Below are 17250 nucleotides of genomic sequence, written 5' to 3' on the forward strand. Positions count from 1 at the left end.
CTTCACGTAGTCCGCGTGGCCCGGGCAATCGACGTGCGCGTAATGGCGGTTCGCCGATTCGTATTCCACGTGCGCCGTCGAAATCGTGATGCCGCGAGCCTTCTCTTCCGGCGCCGCGTCGATCGCGTCGTACGCCTTGAACTCGCCACCGAAACGCTCAGCGCCCACCTTGGTCAGCGCCGCCGTCAGCGTCGTCTTGCCGTGGTCAACGTGACCGATCGTGCCGACGTTCACGTGCGGCTTGGTGCGCTCGAATTTACCCTTAGCCATGATGTGTCTCTCTTAAGTTCTGTGATTCGTTATTCGGGATTTGGGATTGGCGATCGAAAGCGGCCCGATCCCTTACAAATTTTCGCGATGCGGTACCGACTAAGGTCTTCGGGAGCAGGTGGAATGCGCTGTGCGAATCCCGAACCCCCGCTCCCGAATCCCGCTTATCAGTTGCCCTTCTTGATCACGGTCTCGGCGATGTTGTTCGGCGCCTCGGCGTAGTGATCGAATTCCATCGTGAAGGTGGCGCGACCCTGGGTCAGCGAACGAATAGTCGTCGCGTAACCGAACATCTCGCCCAGCGGCACCATCGCGTTGATGGTCTTGCCCGACGGCGTGTCGTCCTGGCCCTGCAGCAGGCCGCGACGACGGCTCAAGTCGCCCATCACGTCGCCGACGTAATCTTCCGGCGTCACGACTTCGACCTTCATCATCGGCTCCAGCAGGACCGGATCGGCCTTGCGGAAACCTTCCTTGAACGCCATCGACGCGGCGAGCTTGAACGCCATTTCCGAGGAGTCGACGTCGTGGTACGAGCCGAACACCAGCTTGACCTTGACGCCCACGACCGGGAAGCCGGCCAGCGGACCGCTGGTGATGGTTTCGCGCAGGCCCTTCTCGATCGCCGGGATGAATTCCTTCGGAATCACGCCGCCGGTGATGTCGTTGACGAACAGGAAATCGTTCTCGACGTCCTCGTTCGCGCGGTCCTTCTCGTTCATTGGCGACAGCTCGATCACGACGTGACCGTACTGACCCTTACCGCCGGACTGCTTGGCGTGCTTGTAGTCCGCCTTGACGTCCGACTTGCGGATGGTCTCGCGGTACGCCACCTGCGGCTTGCCGACGTTGGCTTCGACGTTGAACTCGCGCTTCATGCGGTCGACGAGGATGTCCAGGTGCAGCTCGCCCATGCCGGCGATGATGGTCTGGCCCGATTCTTCGTCGGTGCGCACGCGGAACGAAGGATCCTCCTGCGCCAGGCGGCCCAGGGCGATGCCCATCTTTTCCTGGTCCGACTTGGTCTTGGGTTCGACCGCCATCGAGATGACGGGCTCCGGGAAGATCATGCGTTCCAGGGTGATGATGTGATCCTGCGCGCACAGCGTGTCGCCGGTGGTCACGTCCTTCAGGCCGACCGCCGCGGCGATGTCGCCGGCGCGGACTTCCTTGATTTCATCGCGCTGGTTGGCGTGCATCTGCAGGATGCGGCCCACGCGCTCTTTCTTCGACTTGACCGGGTTGTACACCTGGTCGCCCGAATTGAGCACGCCCGAGTAGACGCGGAAGAAGGTCAGCGAACCCACGAACGGGTCGGTCATGATCTTGAACGCCAGCGCCGAGAACGGCTCGGCGTCGGACGCCTTGCGGGTGTCTTCCTTGTCGTCTTCGTCGATGCCCGCCACCGGCGGACGATCGGACGGCGACGGCAGCAGGTTGATCACGCCATCGAGCATGGCCTGAACGCCCTTGTTCTTGAACGCCGAGCCGCAGAACACCGGCACGATCTCGACGCGCAGGGTGCGCGCGCGCAGACCGGCGACGATCTCTTCCTCGGACAGCTCGCCCTCGTTGAGGTACTTGTCCATGAACTCTTCCGAGGCTTCCGCCGCGGCTTCGATCATGAACGCGCGGGCTTCGTCGGCCTTGGCTTGCAGGTCGGCCGGGATCTCGCGGTACTCGAACTTGGTGCCCTGCGATGCGACGTCCCAATGGATCGCCTTCATCTTGAGCAGATCGACCACGCCCTCGAAGCCTTCTTCAGCGCCGATCGGCACCTGCATCGGCACAGCGTACGCGCCCAGGCGCGACTTCAGCTGCTCGACGACCTTGTCGAAGTTGGCGCCGGTGCGGTCCATCTTGTTGACGAACGCCATGCGCGGCACGGAGTACTTGTTGGCCTGACGCCACACGGTCTCCGACTGCGGCTGCACGCCACCGACGGCGCACAGCACGAACACCGCGCCGTCGAGGACGCGCAGCGAGCGCTCCACTTCGATGGTGAAGTCCACGTGTCCGGGGGTGTCGATGATGTTGAAGCGGTGTTCGGGCAGCGACTTGTCCATGCCCTTCCAGAACGCGGTGGTCGCGGCGGAAGTGATGGTGATGCCGCGTTCCTGCTCCTGCTCCATCCAGTCCATCGTCGCGGCACCTTCGTGCACTTCGCCGATCTTGTGGCTGACGCCGGTGTAGAACAGGATGCGCTCGGAAGTCGTGGTCTTGCCGGCATCGATGTGAGCCATGATGCCGAAGTTGCGGTAACGCTCGATGGGAGTGGTGCGAGCCACGGGACCCTCTCGTAATAAGTTTTCGAATTCCAGATGGCCGGACGCCGCCTTATCGGCGGCCTCCGGTTCGCAAGGCGGCCTTTACGCCGCCGTGGCAACATCTCATGCGGATGTTGCGAAGGCCCTGTCGCCAGGGCGCTTAGATCACCAGCGGTAGTGGGCGAACGCGCGGTTCGCTTCCGCCATGCGGTGGGTCTCTTCGCGCTTCTTGATCGCCGCGCCGCGGTTTTCCGAAGCATCGAGCAGCTCGGCGGCCAGCTTGCGCGGCATCGAGCTCTCGCCGCGCTTGCGCGCGGATTCGATCAGCCAACGCATCGCCAGCGCCATGCGGCGCGAGGTGCGGACTTCGACGGGCACCTGGTAGGTGGCGCCGCCGACGCGACGCGACTTCACTTCGACCGACGGCGACACATTGGTCAGCGCCTTCTCGACCAGCTCAAGGGCGTTCGGATTCTTTTCACCGATGACGTCCATTGCGCCGTAAACGATCTTCTCGGCGACGGACTTCTTGCCGCTCTGCATGACCATATTGATGAAGCGCGCGATCGTCTCGCTGCCGTGCTTGGGATCGGGCAGAACCGAACGCTGTGGGGTGGAACCTTTACGCGACATGGTGCGTACCTATTTTCTTGATTCTTGACAGACGTGCTGGCGGGTGGCGGCGCCGGGCGCTCGCCGAGGCAGCGACGCGCTTAGGACTTCGGACGCTTGGCGCCGTACTTGGAGCGGCTCTGGCGGCGCTTGGCCACACCGGCGGCGTCGAGCGAGCCGCGCACGGTGTGGTAGCGCACGCCCGGCAGGTCCTTGACGCGACCGCCGCGGATCAGCACGACCGAGTGCTCCTGCAGGTTGTGGCCTTCGCCGCCGATGTACGAAATGACTTCGTAACCGTTGGTCAGGCGCACCTTGGCGACCTTACGCAGAGCCGAGTTCGGCTTCTTCGGGGTCGTGGTGTACACGCGGGTGCAAACGCCGCGACGCTGCGGGCAGTTCGCGAGCGCCGGCGAGGCGCTCTTGTAGGTGGTCGCCTGCCGCGGCTTGCGGACGAGCTGATTGATGGTTGCCATCTAGAACTCTTGTATTGAGGGGCCGGGCGGCCGCTTCGTGAGAAACAAACGGCACGCCGAAGACTTCCGACCTGCCGAGACGAAAAAGTATAGCCCGCGCTGAACGTTTCCGTCAACGCAGGCGACACGAACAAGCAGAACCAGCGCTTGTTTGCGCCGACTCCATACCTATTCGATTGATCCCGCCCTGCCCTGGGCCGAACACTAGGCGCTCCCTGCGCCTAATTTCGTGATCTGGGATTCAGCCCATACGGGTTGATCCGGTCTGCGAAGATAGCACACTTCGCCGGTTTTGCCAGCCCCAATCGGCGCTGCCCCGTCCCTGGCCGGCCAGGCCGGGGGAGCGGGCAAAAAACAAGGCGGGCATCGCTGCCCGCCTTGTTCTGGAACCGCGTCGGAGCGATCAGCGCTTACGCGTTGTCGTCGCCGGTCACCGCTTCGGCCGCCGCCGGGGCCGGAGCCTCGACCGCGACGACCGGACCGGACAACGCTTCCATTTCCTGGTCGGTCAGACCCGAAGCGTTCTTGCGGCGCTGGGTGTGGTACGCCAGGCCGGTGCCGGCCGGGATCAGACGGCCGACGATCACGTTTTCCTTCAGGCCGCGCAGGCCGTCGCGGGTACCGCGCACGGCGGCCTCGGTCAGCACGCGGGTGGTTTCCTGGAAGGACGCCGCCGAAATGAACGATTCCGTCGCCAGCGAGGCCTTGGTGATGCCCAGCAGGACCGGGTCGTACTTGGCCGGGATCAGGCTGCGGGCCAGCAGGCGCGCGTTCTCTTCGACGAAGCGCTGACGCTCGATCTGCTCGCCGTGCAGGAACTTGCTGTCGCCGTGGTCGGTGATTTCGACCTTGCGCAGCATCTGACGGACGATCACTTCGATGTGCTTGTCGTTGATCTTCACGCCCTGCAGGCGGTAGACGTCCTGGATTTCCTTGGTCAGGTACACGGCCAAGGGCTCCACGCCGAGCAGGCGCAGGATGTCCTGCGGGCTCGGCTCGCCGTCCACCACGGTCTCGCCCTTCTCCACGTGCTCGCCTTCGAACACGATGATCTGGCGGTACTTCGGGATCAGCTCTTCGTGCTCTTCACCGTCGGCCTGCTTGATGATCAGGCGCTGCTTGCCCTTGGTGTCCTTGCCGAAGCTGACGATGCCGGAGACTTCCGCGAGGATCGCCGGGTCCTTGGGCTTGCGCGCTTCGAACAAGTCGGCCACGCGCGGCAAACCACCGGTGATGTCGCGGGTCTTCGAGGCTTCCTGCGGGATCTTGGCGACCACGTCGCCCACGCCGACCGGCGCGCCGTCCTGCAGGTTGACGATCGAGCGCGGCGGCAGCAGGTACTGCGCCGGCAAGTCGGTGTTCGGGATCTGCAGATCCTTGCCGTTCTTGTCGACGATGCGCACGATCGGGCGCAGGTCCTTGCCCATCGAACCGCGACGCTTCGGGTCGGTGATTTCGCGCGACGCCAGGCCGGTCAGTTCGTCGGTCTTCTCGATCACGGTCACGCCATCGACGAAGTCGATGAAGCGAATGAAACCGGCGACTTCCGAAACGATCGGGTGGTTATGCGGATCCCAGTTGGCGACGGTCTGGCCGGCCTTGATCTCGGCGCCGTCCTTGATGTTGACGGTGGCGCCGTAGGGCAGCTTGTAGCGCTCGCGCTCGCGGCCGTGCGGGTCGAGCACAGACAGTTCGCCCGAACGCGAGACCGCGACCAGGTGACCGTTGGCGTGGCCGACGTGCTTGAGGTTGTTGAACTTGATCGAACCGGTGGTCTTGACCGTGACGTTGTCGATCGCCGCAGCTCGCGATGCCGCACCACCGATGTGGAAGGTACGCATGGTCAGCTGGGTGCCGGGCTCGCCGATCGACTGAGCGGCGACGACGCCGACCGCTTCGCCGTGGTTGACCAGGTGGCCGCGGCCGAGGTCGCGACCGTAGCAGTTCGCGCACACGCCGAAGCTGCTGGTGCAGGTGATCGTGGAGCGGACCTTGATCGACTGGACGCTGGCGTCCTCGAGCTTGGCCACCCAGGCTTCGTCGAGCAGGGTGTTGCGGGTGACGATCGGATCTTCGTCGTTGCCCGGCAGGAACACGTCCTCGGCCACGACGCGGCCCAGCACGCGATCGCGCAGCGGTTCGACCACGTCGCCGCCTTCGACGATCGGGGTCATGGTCAGACCTTCGAGCGTGCCGCAATCGTCTTCGGTGATCACCACGTCCTGCGCCACGTCGACCAGACGGCGGGTCAGGTAACCCGAGTTCGCCGTCTTCAACGCGGTATCGGCCAGGCCCTTACGCGCGCCGTGGGTCGAGATGAAGTACTGAAGAACGTTCAGGCCTTCGCGGAAGTTCGCGGTGATCGGCGTTTCGATGATCGAGCCGTCGGGACGCGCCATCAGGCCGCGCATACCGGCCAGCTGACGGATCTGCGCCTGCGAACCACGCGCGCCGGAGTCGGCCATGATGTAAATCGAGTTCATCGACTTCTGCGGAACCATCTTGCCTTCCGCATTGGCGACGGTGTCGGTGCCGATCGCGTCCATCATCGCCTTAGCCACGCGCTCGTTCGTGCGCGACCAGATATCGACGACCTTGTTGTAGCGCTCGCCGGCGGTGACCAGACCGGACTGGTACTGCTGCTGGATTTCCAGCACTTCGGTCTCGGCCTCGGCCAGGATGCCCTTCTTCTCGCCCGGGATGATCATGTCGTCGATGCCGATGGAGACGCCGGCGCGGGTCGCGTAAGCGAAGCCGGTGTACATCAGGCGGTCGGCGAACACGACCGTGTCCTTCAGGCCGAGCATGCGGTAGCACGAGTTGATCAGGCGGCTGATGTTCTTCTTGGTCAGCTCGGTGTTGGCCAGCGCGTACGGCAGGCCGTCGGGCAGAATCTCGCGCAGCAGGGCGCGGCCGACGGTGGTGTCGACGACCGAGGTCTTGGGCTCGCGGGTGCCGTCCTCGTTGATCACGATCTCGCTGATGCGGACCTTGACCTTGGCGTGGATCTGCACGACGCGGTTGTCGTAGGCGCGCTTCACTTCGGCGACGTTGGCGAACACCATGCCCTCGCCCGCCTTGTTCTCCAGGGCGCGGGTCATGTAGTACAGACCCAGCACGACGTCCTGCGACGGCACGATGATCGGCTCGCCGTTGGCCGGCGAGAGGATGTTGTTCGACGCCATCATCAGCGCGCGCGCTTCCAGCTGGGCTTCCAGCGAGAGCGGCACGTGGACGGCCATCTGGTCGCCGTCGAAGTCGGCGTTGAACGCGGTGCAGACCAGCGGGTGCAGCTGGATGGCCTTGCCTTCGATCAACACCGGCTCGAACGCCTGGATGCCCAGACGGTGCAGGGTCGGCGCGCGGTTCAACAGCACCGGATGCTCGCGGATCACCTCTTCGAGGATGTCCCAGACTTCCGCTTCTTCGCGCTCGACCAGCTTCTTGGCGGCCTTGATCGTGGTCGCCAGACCGCGACGCTGCAGCTTGGCGAAGATGAAGGGCTTGAACAGTTCCAGCGCCATCTTCTTCGGCAGGCCGCACTCGTGCAGACGCAGGGTCGGGCCGACCACGATGACCGAACGGCCCGAGTAGTCCACGCGCTTGCCGAGCAGGTTCTGACGGAACCGGCCCTGCTTGCCCTTGATCATGTCGGCCAGCGACTTGAGCGGGCGCTTGTTGGTGCCGGTGATGGCGCGGCCGCGGCGGCCGTTGTCCATCAAGGCGTCGACCGATTCCTGCAGCATGCGCTTTTCGTTGCGCACGATGATGTCGGGCGCATTGAGTTCGAGCAGGCGGCGCAGGCGGTTGTTGCGGTTGATGACGCGGCGGTACAGGTCGTTGAGGTCGGAGGTCGCGAAGCGGCCGCCTTCCAGCGGAACCAGCGGACGCAGGTCCGGCGGCAGCACCGGCAGCACGGTCATGACCATCCACTCCGGACGGTTGCCGGATTCAAGGAAGGCTTCGACCAGCTTGATGCGCTTGGTCAGGCGCTTGAGCTTGGTTTCGCTGTTGGTCGAGGCGATCTCTTCCTTCAGCTGCAGCATCTCGGCCTGCAGATCGATCGTGCGCAGCAGGTCGTAGACGGCTTCGGCGCCCATGGCGGCTTCGAAGTCGTCGCCGTGCTCCTGGCGCGCGGTCAGGTACTGCTCTTCGGTCAGCAGGTTGCCGCGTTCCATCGGGGTCAGACCCGGCTCGGTCACGACGTAGGCTTCGAAGTACAGGATGCGCTCGATGTCGCGCAGGGTCATGTCCAGCATCAGGCCGATGCGCGAGGGCAGCGACTTGAGGAACCAGATGTGGGCGACCGGCGAAGCCAGGTCGATGTGACCCATGCGCTCGCGGCGGACCTTGGCCAGCGTGACTTCGGTGCCGCACTTCTCGCAGACCACGCCACGGTGCTTCATGCGCTTGTACTTGCCGCACAGGCACTCGTAGTCCTTGATCGGCCCGAAGATCGCGGCGCAGAACAGGCCGTCGCGTTCGGGCTTGAAAGTACGGTAGTTGATGGTTTCCGGCTTCTTCACTTCGCCGAACGACCACGAACGGATCAGATCGGGAGAAGCCAACGCGATCTTGATCGCGTCGAAGTCCAGCGCGGGACGCTGCTGGTTGAAGAGATTGAGCAAGTCTTTCATGGGTTTCTCCGGGAATCGGGAATCGAGAATTGGGAATCGTCTGAGGCGGGGAACCAGGTCATCGCGGATCGTCGGCGGATACAGCTTCTGCTTCGACGATTCGCGACTCCCGATTCCCCATTCACGGCTCTCAGTTCTCTTCCAGCTCCATGTTGATCGCGAGCGAGCGGATTTCCTTCACCAGCACGTTGAAGGACTCCGGCATGCCGGCGACCATCTCGTACTCGCCATCGACGATGTTCTTGTACATCTGGTTGCGGCCCTGCACGTCGTCGGACTTCACCGTCAGCATTTCCTGCAGGGTGTAGGCCGCGCCGTAGGCTTCCAGCGCCCAGACTTCCATTTCGCCGAAACGCTGGCCGCCGAACTGCGCCTTGCCGCCCAGCGGCTGCTGGGTGACGAGCGAGTACGGACCGGTCGAACGCGCGTGCATCTTGTCGTCGACGAGGTGGTTCAGCTTCAGCATGTGCATGTAGCCGATCGTCACCGGCCGCTCGAAGGCTTCGCCGGTACGGCCGTCGTGCAGCACGGCCTGGCCGCTGCTCGGCAGTTCGGCGAGTTCGAGCATGCGCTTGATCTCGACTTCGGCCGCGCCGTCGAACACCGGCGTCGCCATCGGCACGCCGTCGGTCAGGTTGTGCGCGAGCGTCAGCAGTTCCTCATCGGTGAACTGCTTCAGATCGACGCGCTGACCGTGCAGCTTCTGGTCGTGGTTGTAGATGTCGTCGAGGAACTTGCGCAGTTCGGAGATCTTCTGCTGCGCCTCCAGCATGCGCTGGATCTTCTGACCCAGGCCCTTGGCGGCCCAGCCCAGATGCACTTCCAGGATCTGGCCGATGTTCATACGCGACGGCACGCCCAGCGGGTTCAGCACGATATCGACGGTCTGGCCGTCGGCCGCGTACGGCATGTCCTCGACCGGAACGATCGTGGACACGACGCCCTTGTTGCCGTGACGGCCGGCCATCTTGTCGCCCGGCTGGATGCGGCGCTTGACCGCCAGGAACACCTTGACCGTCTTGAGGATGCCCGGCGCGAGGTCGTCGCCCTGGGTGATCTTGCCGCGCTTATCGGCGAAGCGGCGATCGAATTCCTTCTGATGGACGTCGATCTGCTTCTGCGCGCGCTCGATCGCCTCGATCGCTTCCTCGTCCTTCATGCGCAGGGTGAACCAGTCGGACTTCTTCAGGCCGTCGAGCACCAGCGACGTGACGGTGTCGCCCTTCTTCAGGCCGGCGCCGCCGTTGGCGATCTTGCCGATCAGCTGCGTGCGCAGACGATCGTAGATGGCCGCTTCCAGGATGCGGAACTGGTCGTCGAAGTCCTTTTTGACGCGGCGGATTTCCGACTCTTCGATCTGACGGGCGCGCTTGTCCTTCTCGATGCCGTCGCGGGTGAAGACCTGCACGTCGATGACGGTGCCGTCCATGCCCGGGGGCACGCGCAGCGAGCTGTCCTTAACGTCGGACGCCTTCTCGCCGAAGATCGCGCGCAGCAGCTTCTCTTCCGGAGTCAGCTGCGACTCGCCCTTCGGCGTGACCTTGCCGACCAGGATGTCGCCGGCGCGCACTTCCGCGCCGATGTAGACCACGCCCGATTCGTCGAGGCGGTTCAATGCCTGCTCGGAGACGTTCGGGATGTCGGCGGAGATTTCTTCCGGTCCCAGCTTGGTGTCGCGCGCCGAGCAGGTCAGCTCTTCGATGTGGATCGTGGTGTAGCGATCCTCTTCGACCACGCGCTCGGAGAGCAGGATCGAGTCTTCGAAGTTGTAGCCGTTCCACGGCATGAACGCGACCAGCATGTTCTGGCCGAGCGCGAGCTCGCCGATGTCGGTCGAGGGACCGTCGGCCAGCACGTCGCCGCGCGCGATCACGTCGCCGACCTTGACCAGCGGGCTCTGGTTGATACAGGTGTTCTGGTTCGAACGCGTGTACTTGATCAGGTTGTAGATATCCACGCCGGCATCGGTGACGCCGGAGATTTCGCTCTCGTTGACCTTGACCACGATGCGGGCCGCGTCGATCTGCTCGATCGTGCCGCCGCGCAGCGCGTTCACCGTCACGCCCGAGTCGCGCGCCACGGCGCGCTCGATGCCGGTGCCGACCAGCGGCTTCTGCGAACGCAGGGTCGGAACGGCCTGGCGCTGCATGTTCGCGCCCATCAGCGCGCGGTTGGCGTCGTCGTGCTCCAGGAACGGAACCAGCGCGGCCGCGACCGACACGGTCTGCATCGGCGAGACGTCCATGAAGTGGATCTCGGACGGCGGCTTGAGCAGGGTTTCGCCCTGGAAGCGGCAGGCGACGAACTGGGCGGTGATCATGCCCTTGTCGTCCTGCGGCGCGTTGGCCTGGGCGATGACGTACTCGTTCTCTTCGATCGCCGACAGGAACTCGACGTCGTCGGTGACCTTGCCGTCCACGACCTTGCGGTACGGCGTCTCGAGGAAGCCGTACTTGTTGGTGCGGGCGAACACGGCCAGCGAGTTGATCAGGCCGATGTTCGGGCCTTCAGGCGTTTCGATGGTGCACACGCGGCCGTAATGGGTCGGGTGCACGTCGCGCACTTCGAAGCCGGCGCGTTCGCGGGTCAGGCCGCCCGGGCCGAGGGCCGACACGCGACGTTTGTGCGTGACTTCCGACAGCGGGTTGTTCTGATCCATGAACTGCGACAGCTGCGAGGAGCCGAAGAACTCCTTGATCGCGGCGGCCACGGGCTTGGCGTTGATGAGTTCCTGCGGCGTGAGGCCTTCGGACTCGGCCATCGACAGGCGCTCCTTGACCGCGCGCTCGACGCGGACCAGGCCGACGCGGAAGGTGTTCTCGGCCATTTCGCCGACCGAACGCACGCGGCGGTTGCCCAGGTGATCGATGTCGTCCACCACGCCGCGACCGTTGCGGATCTCGGTCAGCACGCGGATGACGTCGAGGATGTCCGAGGTCTGGCCCAGCTCGTTGCGCAGGCGCACCGACTCTTCGTCCTTGCGCTCGGCAAAGTACTTGGCGTCGTACAGCACCGAGGCGCCGAGGGTTTCCTTGCGGCCGATGCGGCGGTTGAACTTCATCCGGCCCACGCCCGACAGGTCGTAGCGCTCGAAGGTGAAGAACAGGTTGTGGAACAGGTTCTGCGCGGCGTCCTTGGTCGGCGGCTCGCCGGGACGCATCATGCGGTAGATCTCGACCAGCGCTTCGAGCTGGGTCTTGGACGGATCGATGCGCAGGGTGTTGGAGATGTACGGGCCGCGGTCGAGGTCGTTGACCCAGATCGTGCCGACCACTTCGATGCCGGCCTTGCGGAAAGCGGCGAGCTGTTCTTCGCTGATTTCGTCGTTGGCCGAAGCCAGCAGTTCGCCGGACTTGGTATCGACCACGTCGTGCGACAGGATGCGGCCGACCAGGTAGGCGTCGGGCACGGCCAGCGCGGCGATGCCGGACTGTTCCATCTGCTTCACGTGGCGCGCGGTGATGCGCTTGCCGGCTTCGACGATGACCTTGTCGCCGTCGGCCAGATCGAAGTCGAGGGTTTCGCCGCGCAGGCGCTCGGAGACCAGTTCCCACTGCACGCCCTCGGGCATGATGTGGAAGGTGTTGATCTCGAAGAACTCGGCCAGCATCTCGGTGTTGTTGTAGCCCAGCGCGCGCAGCAGCACGGTCACCGGCAGCTTGCGGCGACGGTCGATACGGGTGAACAGCGCATCCTTCGGGTCGTACTCGAAGTCGAGCCACGAGCCGCGATACGGAATGATGCGGGCGCTGTACAGCAGCTTGCCCGAGCTGTGGGTCTTGCCGCGGTCGTGATCGAAGAACACGCCCGGCGAGCGGTGCAGCTGCGAGACGATGACGCGCTCGGTGCCGTTGACGATGAAGGTGCCGTTGTCGGTCATGAGCGGAATCTCGCCCATGTAGACCTCCTGCTCCTTCACGTACTTGATGGCCTTGGTCGAGGACTCGCGATCGTAGATCACCAGGCGCACGGTCACGCGCAGCGGAGCGCCGTAGGACAGGCCGCGGTTACGGCATTCGCGCTCGTCGAATACCGGGTCGCCGAGCTTGTAGCCCACGTACTCGAGCGCGGCGTTGCCGCTGTAGCTGGAAATCGGGAACACCGACTTGAGGGCCGCGTGCAAGCCGCGATCGGCGCGCTTGGCCGGGTCGGTGTGTTCCTGCAGGAATTCGCGATAGGAATCGACCTGGATCGCGAGCAGGAAGGGAACTTCGAGGATGGATTTGCGCTTACCGAAATCCTTGCGGATGCGCTTCTTTTCGGTGAACGAATATTGCTGCGTCGTGGAAGCTGTGGTCATGGTGAGCTACCGCCTCGATTAGCTGTGGGGCCGGGAAGGCCGCGCTTGGCGCCTTCCGGGCGAACCGCGCGTGCGCGATTCAGGGACTAATGTCTGAAAACTAAAATTGCCAGTGGGAAGTCGCTGGTATTGCCGGCACCAGCACGCCTTCTCCCGCTACTTCCAACTGCCAACTCGTTGTTGCCGGGAATCGGGAATCGGGAATTGAGAATCGGTAGAAGCAAAAGCTGCTTTTACGATTCCCGATTCCCAATTCCCGTGGAACGGCCAAAGGCCGGGGACTTTCGTCCCCAGCCTTCAGTGGTCGCCAAAGAAACTCGGCGACGCAAGTACTGCTTACTTGACTTCGACAGTCGCACCAGCGGCTTCGAGATCCTTCTTGAACTTCTCGGAGTCGGCCTTGTTGACCGCTTCCTTGACAGTCTGCGGAGCGCCTTCGACCAGGTCCTTGGCTTCCTTCAGACCCAGGCCGGTGATGGCGCGGACGGCCTTGATGACTTCGACCTTCTTGTCGCCGGCAGCCTTCAGGATGACGTTGAACTCGGTCTGCTCTTCGACCGGAGCGGCGGCTTCGGCGGCGACGCCGGCGACGACCGGAGCAGCGGCGGAAACGCCGAACTTCTCTTCGATCGCACGGACCAGCTCCATGACTTCCATCAGGGTCTTTTCGGCGATGGCGTCAACGATTTGTTCGTTGGAAAGGGACATTTGAATAACCTCAGGAAATATTGATCTTTCGAATCGGGTTCAGTGAAGCGTTCGCGAACGCGGACGGGCGATTAAGCCGGTTCCGCTTCCGCCGGAGCTTCGGCAGCGACTTCGCCGCCGCCCTGCTTGTCGGCCACGGCCTTGACGGCGCGGGCGAACATGCTGGCGGGTTCGGACAGGACGCGGGCCAACATGGCCAGGGCCTGCTCGAGGGTCGGCAGAGAGGCGAGGACATCGACGTGGCTGGCCGGATACACCTGACCACCCATCGCGACGACCTTGGCCTTCAGCTTGTCGTTGCCCTTGGCGAATTCCTTGATAAGACGACCGGCGGCGCCGGGTTCTTCGGTCGAGAACGCATACAGCAGCGGACCGACGAGCTTGTCCTGGACGCACTCGTATTCGGTACCAGCCACGGCGCGCGACGCCAGGGTGTTCTTGACAACACGCAAGTACACACCGGTTTCACGAGCCTTTTTACGCATCGCGGTCATTTGACCGACCGTGATGCCTGCGTACTCGGCGGCAATCAAGGAGTGAGCCTTCGCAGCGACTTCTGCCAGTTCGGCGACTACTTCTTGCTTCTGAGACAGATTAAGAGCCATTGCACTCCTCCAAGGCCGGGATACGGGATTCGCGAGCCGGGATCGACACAGCGGCTTTCGCCGGCTGCAACCGATCCCCAATCCCTGAACATCCAATCCCGGCACTATTAACTCCGCTTACGGCTCCTGCCGTTCGCGGTCCTGGGCGGCGACCGTCCGTGGGCGCCGGGGATGCCTGCGGCATCCCGGTGGTGGCCGTTCCTGAAAAATTTCAGTAGGGGCACCATCTACGCCGGCCCGGCTCCGAAGAGTCCGAATTAAGCGATCCCGCTAGCACCGACGGCGACTCCTTGCCGTGTCGAGCTTCCCTGCCCGTCGTCGGTACGCGCTGACCGCGCCTGCGGTCTTTGACGGCTATCGCTTTGGGCCTGGGCCCGGGGCGATGCCCTCAAAAAGCTAGGAGCGAGTTGAGAGCAGTGAGAAACGAGTGGGGGCGAATACGGCTGTTCGCGCACTCCACACTTCTCTTCGCTCACTCCTGTTTGTTCGTTGCTGCAATCGATGAGGTCTTGGCGAGGCGCTCGCGCTATGCGCGAGCGCGCCAGGACATCACTTCAAAGTCAGCGAGGTCTGATCGACGGTCACGCCCGGACCCATGGTCGAGCTGATCGAGATCTTCTGCAGGTACTGGCCCTTGGCGGTGGACGGCTTGGCCTTGATCAGGTCGAGCAGCAGCGCCTGCAGGTTGTCCTTCAGCGAGCCGTCCTCGAAGGAGACCTTGCCGATGGTGCAGTGGATGATGCCGGCCTTGTCGGTGCGGTAACGCACCTGGCCGCCCTTGGCGTTCTTGACCGCTTCGGCCGGGTTGGCCGAGACGGTGCCGACCTTCGGGTTCGGCATCAGGCCGCGCGGGCCCAGCACCTGACCGAGCTTACCGACGACGCGCATGGCGTCCGGGGTGGCGATGACGACGTCGTAGTTCAGATCGCCGGCCTGCATCTTCTCGGCCAGATCGTCCATGCCCACGGCTTCGGCGCCCGCGGCCAGGGCCTCGTCGGCCTTGGCGCCGGCGGGGGCGAACACCGCCACGCGCACCGACTTGCCGGTACCGGCCGGCAGCACGGTCGAGCCGCGCACCTGCTGGTCGGACTTCTTCGCGTCCACGCCCAGACGGACGGACACGTCGATGGACTCGACGAACTTGGCCTTGGTGGCGGTCTTGACGATCTTGACGGCTTCGTCGAAGGAGTAAGCCTTACCCGGAACAACGGCGGCCTTGATTGCTTTTTCGCGCTTCGTGATTGCCATGATCAGCCCTCCACCACCAGACCCATGCTGCGAGCGGAGCCCGCAATCGTCTTCACCGCCGCGTCCAGATCGGCCGCGGTCAGATCGGCTTCTTTCGCCTTGGCGATGTCTTCGAGCTGCTTACGGGTGACCTTGCCCACCTTGTCGGTGTTCGGGCGCTTGGAGCCGGAGGTGATGCCCGCGGCCTTCTTCAGCAGCACCGAAGCCGGGGTCGACTTGGTGACGAAGGTGAAGGTACGGTCCGAGTAGGCCGTGATGATGACCGGCGTCGGCAGGCCCGGTTCGAGCTTGGAGGTCGCGGCGTTGAACGCTTTGCAGAACTCCATGATGTTCAGACCGCGCTGACCCAGCGCAGGACCGACCGGCGGCGAGGGGTTGGCCTGACCGGCCTTGACCTGCAGCTTGATATAGCCGACTACTTTCTTTGCCATTTTGGTTTCTCTCCGGGTGCTAGCGCCTTGACCGCAGGCTCCCCATCGGACCGGAAATCGCGCGTTCCGGTATCGCGTATTGAATTTAACGCTTCAAAATCAAGCATTTGACTTGCGCAGACAGCCGCCCGGAACGAATGCGCAGGGGCGGCCGAACAGGCAAGGCCCGCCGCACAAAGGCAGCGAGCCGCACACTATATCAGGTTTTTCGGACTTTGCAGCCCGCGGAGCGGAGCGGGACCGGAAGCGCCGGCCCCCGCCAGGCTCAGGTGGCCTTTTCGACCTGACCGAATTCCAGCTCGACCGGGGTCGAACGGCCGAAGATCAGCACCGCGACGCGCAGGCGGCTCTTCTCGTAGTTGATTTCTTCGACCACGCCGTTGAAGTCCACGAACGGGCCATCGACCACGCGAACCATCTCGCCCGGCTCGAACAGCACCTTCGGACGCGGCTTCTCGACGCCTTCCTGAACGCGCTGCAGGATACGGTCGGCCTCGCTGTCCTGGATCGGCAGCGGGCGATCGGCGGTGCCGCCGATGAAACCCATGACCTTCGGGGTTTCCTTGATCAGGTGCCAGCTCTCGCTGTCGATGCGCGGGATGCCGGCTTCGTCATGCGTGGAGATCTGGACCAGGACGTAGCCCGGGAAGAACTTGCGCTCGGAACGGCGCTTCTGGCCGGAACGCATTTCCACGACCTCTTCGGTCGGGACCAGGACGTCGCCGAAGCGGTCCTGCATTTCGAAACGGACGATGCGGTCGCGCAGCGCCTGCGCCACGGACTTCTCGAAGCCCGAATAGGCGTGGACCACGTACCAGCGCTTGTTGTCTTGCGTATTCAAGTCGGTCGTCTCCTCAGCGCGACAGCAGGAATTTGACCGCGAACTGGATCACCCAGTCGAAGCTGGACAGGATCAGGCTCAGGATGGCCACCGCGATCATGACCACCCAGGTGGTCTTGAGCGCTTCTTCACGGGTCGGCCAGACCACCTTGCGCAGCTCGAAGCGCGATTCGGACAGGAACTCGCGGGTCTGGAGGCCCTTGCTGGTCAGCATGAATACCGCCGCGCCGGCGAGCAGACCGGCCACGACCACGCCTGAACGCAGCGGGCCGCTCCAATTCTCGAACCAGAGGTAGGCGAACACACCGCCCGCTGCCAGCAGCAGGGCCAGCGCGTACTTGACGATGTCACCGGCGCCGCCGGATTTGTGTTGTTCGGCCTTGCTGTTCATTCTCGGGGCGATTCCCTCGCGAAAGCCCGCCCATCCCTGCGCGGCCCTTTCAATGCATTCCAGTCGCCGGGTCGTCCGAACCGGCTCGGTATCGAGTGGCACGCCAGGAGGGACTCGAACCCCCAACCTGCGGTTTTGGAGACCGCTGCTCTGCCAATTGAGCTACTGGCGTACGTCTTGAAATCTTCTGACCCGGATCAACGCCATTGCCAGGCGGATCGCCGGTCGATCATTGTGTTCGAAAACACGAAGCTTTGAAACAACGAAGGCGGACCGGGTTGCCGGCCCGCCGTTCGCTTGGGCTTGCATTCATCGCCGATGGGCTGGGATGAACATTCTTGCTTTCGCCTGAGACTTCGGGGGTTAGGCCTGATCTCTGGATCCCCGCTTTCGCGGGGATGACGATTTGACAAAGCCGGGCGCGCAAGCGCGCCCGGGTCAAATCGTCACTTGATGATCTTCGC

12 protein-coding genes and 1 tRNA gene are annotated in these 17250 nt (G+C 63.8%); all 13 read right to left on the reverse strand.

Annotation, left to right across the window (positions count from 1 at the left end; genetic code table 11):
- On the reverse strand, window positions 1-270 hold a 270-nt coding region (locus tag J7J50_RS22205; protein ID WP_251044470.1), incomplete at its 3' end, for a GTP-binding protein.
- A 167-nt stretch (window positions 271-437) separates the two neighbouring features.
- Window positions 438-2558 (reverse strand): elongation factor G, encoded by a 2121-nt coding sequence (gene fusA, locus J7J50_RS22210; RefSeq protein ID WP_215061118.1) that lies wholly within the window; start codon window positions 2556-2558, stop codon window positions 438-440.
- 144 nt (window positions 2559-2702) lie between these two features.
- A complete protein-coding gene (rpsG, locus tag J7J50_RS22215) occupies window positions 2703-3170 on the reverse strand; it encodes a 30S ribosomal protein S7 (RefSeq protein ID WP_057943881.1) in 468 nt (155 codons plus the stop codon).
- Window positions 3171-3250: 80 nt separating this feature from the next.
- On the reverse strand, window positions 3251-3625 hold the full coding sequence (gene rpsL, locus J7J50_RS22220) for a 30S ribosomal protein S12 (protein ID WP_036115437.1): 375 nt from the start codon (window positions 3623-3625) through the stop codon (window positions 3251-3253).
- 410 nt (window positions 3626-4035) lie between these two features.
- Window positions 4036-8262: a DNA-directed RNA polymerase subunit beta' gene (gene rpoC / locus J7J50_RS22225; protein ID WP_215061110.1), complete on the reverse strand. Its 4227-nt coding sequence runs from the start codon at window positions 8260-8262 to the stop codon at window positions 4036-4038.
- A 130-nt stretch (window positions 8263-8392) separates the two neighbouring features.
- Entirely contained in the window at window positions 8393-12562 is a 4170-nt protein-coding gene (gene rpoB / locus J7J50_RS22230; protein WP_215061102.1) for a DNA-directed RNA polymerase subunit beta, read from the reverse strand.
- A 336-nt stretch (window positions 12563-12898) separates the two neighbouring features.
- Complete coding sequence (rplL, locus tag J7J50_RS22235) at window positions 12899-13270, reverse strand: 50S ribosomal protein L7/L12 (RefSeq protein WP_057943884.1); 372 nt, start codon at window positions 13268-13270, stop codon at window positions 12899-12901.
- 71 nt (window positions 13271-13341) lie between these two features.
- Window positions 13342-13875, reverse strand: a complete 534-nt coding sequence (gene rplJ, locus J7J50_RS22240; protein WP_057943885.1) for a 50S ribosomal protein L10 — start codon at window positions 13873-13875, stop codon at window positions 13342-13344.
- 549 nt (window positions 13876-14424) lie between these two features.
- Window positions 14425-15123, reverse strand: a complete 699-nt coding sequence (gene rplA / locus J7J50_RS22245; protein WP_215061100.1) for a 50S ribosomal protein L1 — start codon at window positions 15121-15123, stop codon at window positions 14425-14427.
- Between the two features lie 2 nt (window positions 15124-15125).
- Window positions 15126-15554, reverse strand: coding sequence for a 50S ribosomal protein L11 (gene rplK, locus J7J50_RS22250; RefSeq protein ID WP_036115418.1), 429 nt, complete (start codon window positions 15552-15554; stop codon window positions 15126-15128).
- Between the two features lie 265 nt (window positions 15555-15819).
- Entirely contained in the window at window positions 15820-16395 is a 576-nt protein-coding gene (gene nusG, locus J7J50_RS22255; protein WP_057943887.1) for a transcription termination/antitermination protein NusG, read from the reverse strand.
- 13 nt (window positions 16396-16408) lie between these two features.
- On the reverse strand, window positions 16409-16786 hold the full coding sequence (gene secE / locus J7J50_RS22260) for a preprotein translocase subunit SecE (protein ID WP_215061099.1): 378 nt from the start codon (window positions 16784-16786) through the stop codon (window positions 16409-16411).
- 96 nt (window positions 16787-16882) lie between these two features.
- A tRNA-Trp gene (locus J7J50_RS22265) sits at window positions 16883-16958 on the reverse strand.
- Window positions 16959-17250: the final 292 nt, after the last annotated feature.

The sequence above is a fragment of the Lysobacter sp. ISL-50 genome, from assembly GCF_018612875.1.
Classification (GTDB): Bacteria; Pseudomonadota; Gammaproteobacteria; order Xanthomonadales; family Xanthomonadaceae; genus Lysobacter.

What these genes read in the sequence shown, in the direction of transcription:
- secE (WP_215061099.1), bottom strand. Translation starts at nt 16,786, where the DNA reads ATGAACAGCAAGGCCGAACAACACAAATCCGGCGGCGCCGGTGACATC.
- rpoB (WP_215061102.1), bottom strand. Translation starts at nt 12,562, where the DNA reads ATGACCACAGCTTCCACGACGCAGCAATATTCGTTCACCGAAAAGAAG.
- rplA (WP_215061100.1), bottom strand. Translation starts at nt 15,123, where the DNA reads ATGGCAATCACGAAGCGCGAAAAAGCAATCAAGGCCGCCGTTGTTCCG.
- rplJ (WP_057943885.1), bottom strand. Translation starts at nt 13,875, where the DNA reads ATGGCTCTTAATCTGTCTCAGAAGCAAGAAGTAGTCGCCGAACTGGCA.
- rpsL (WP_036115437.1), bottom strand. Translation starts at nt 3,625, where the DNA reads ATGGCAACCATCAATCAGCTCGTCCGCAAGCCGCGGCAGGCGACCACC.
- rpsG (WP_057943881.1), bottom strand. Translation starts at nt 3,170, where the DNA reads ATGTCGCGTAAAGGTTCCACCCCACAGCGTTCGGTTCTGCCCGATCCC.
- rplL (WP_057943884.1), bottom strand. Translation starts at nt 13,270, where the DNA reads ATGTCCCTTTCCAACGAACAAATCGTTGACGCCATCGCCGAAAAGACC.
- rpoC (WP_215061110.1), bottom strand. Translation starts at nt 8,262, where the DNA reads ATGAAAGACTTGCTCAATCTCTTCAACCAGCAGCGTCCCGCGCTGGAC.
- rplK (WP_036115418.1), bottom strand. Translation starts at nt 15,554, where the DNA reads ATGGCAAAGAAAGTAGTCGGCTATATCAAGCTGCAGGTCAAGGCCGGT.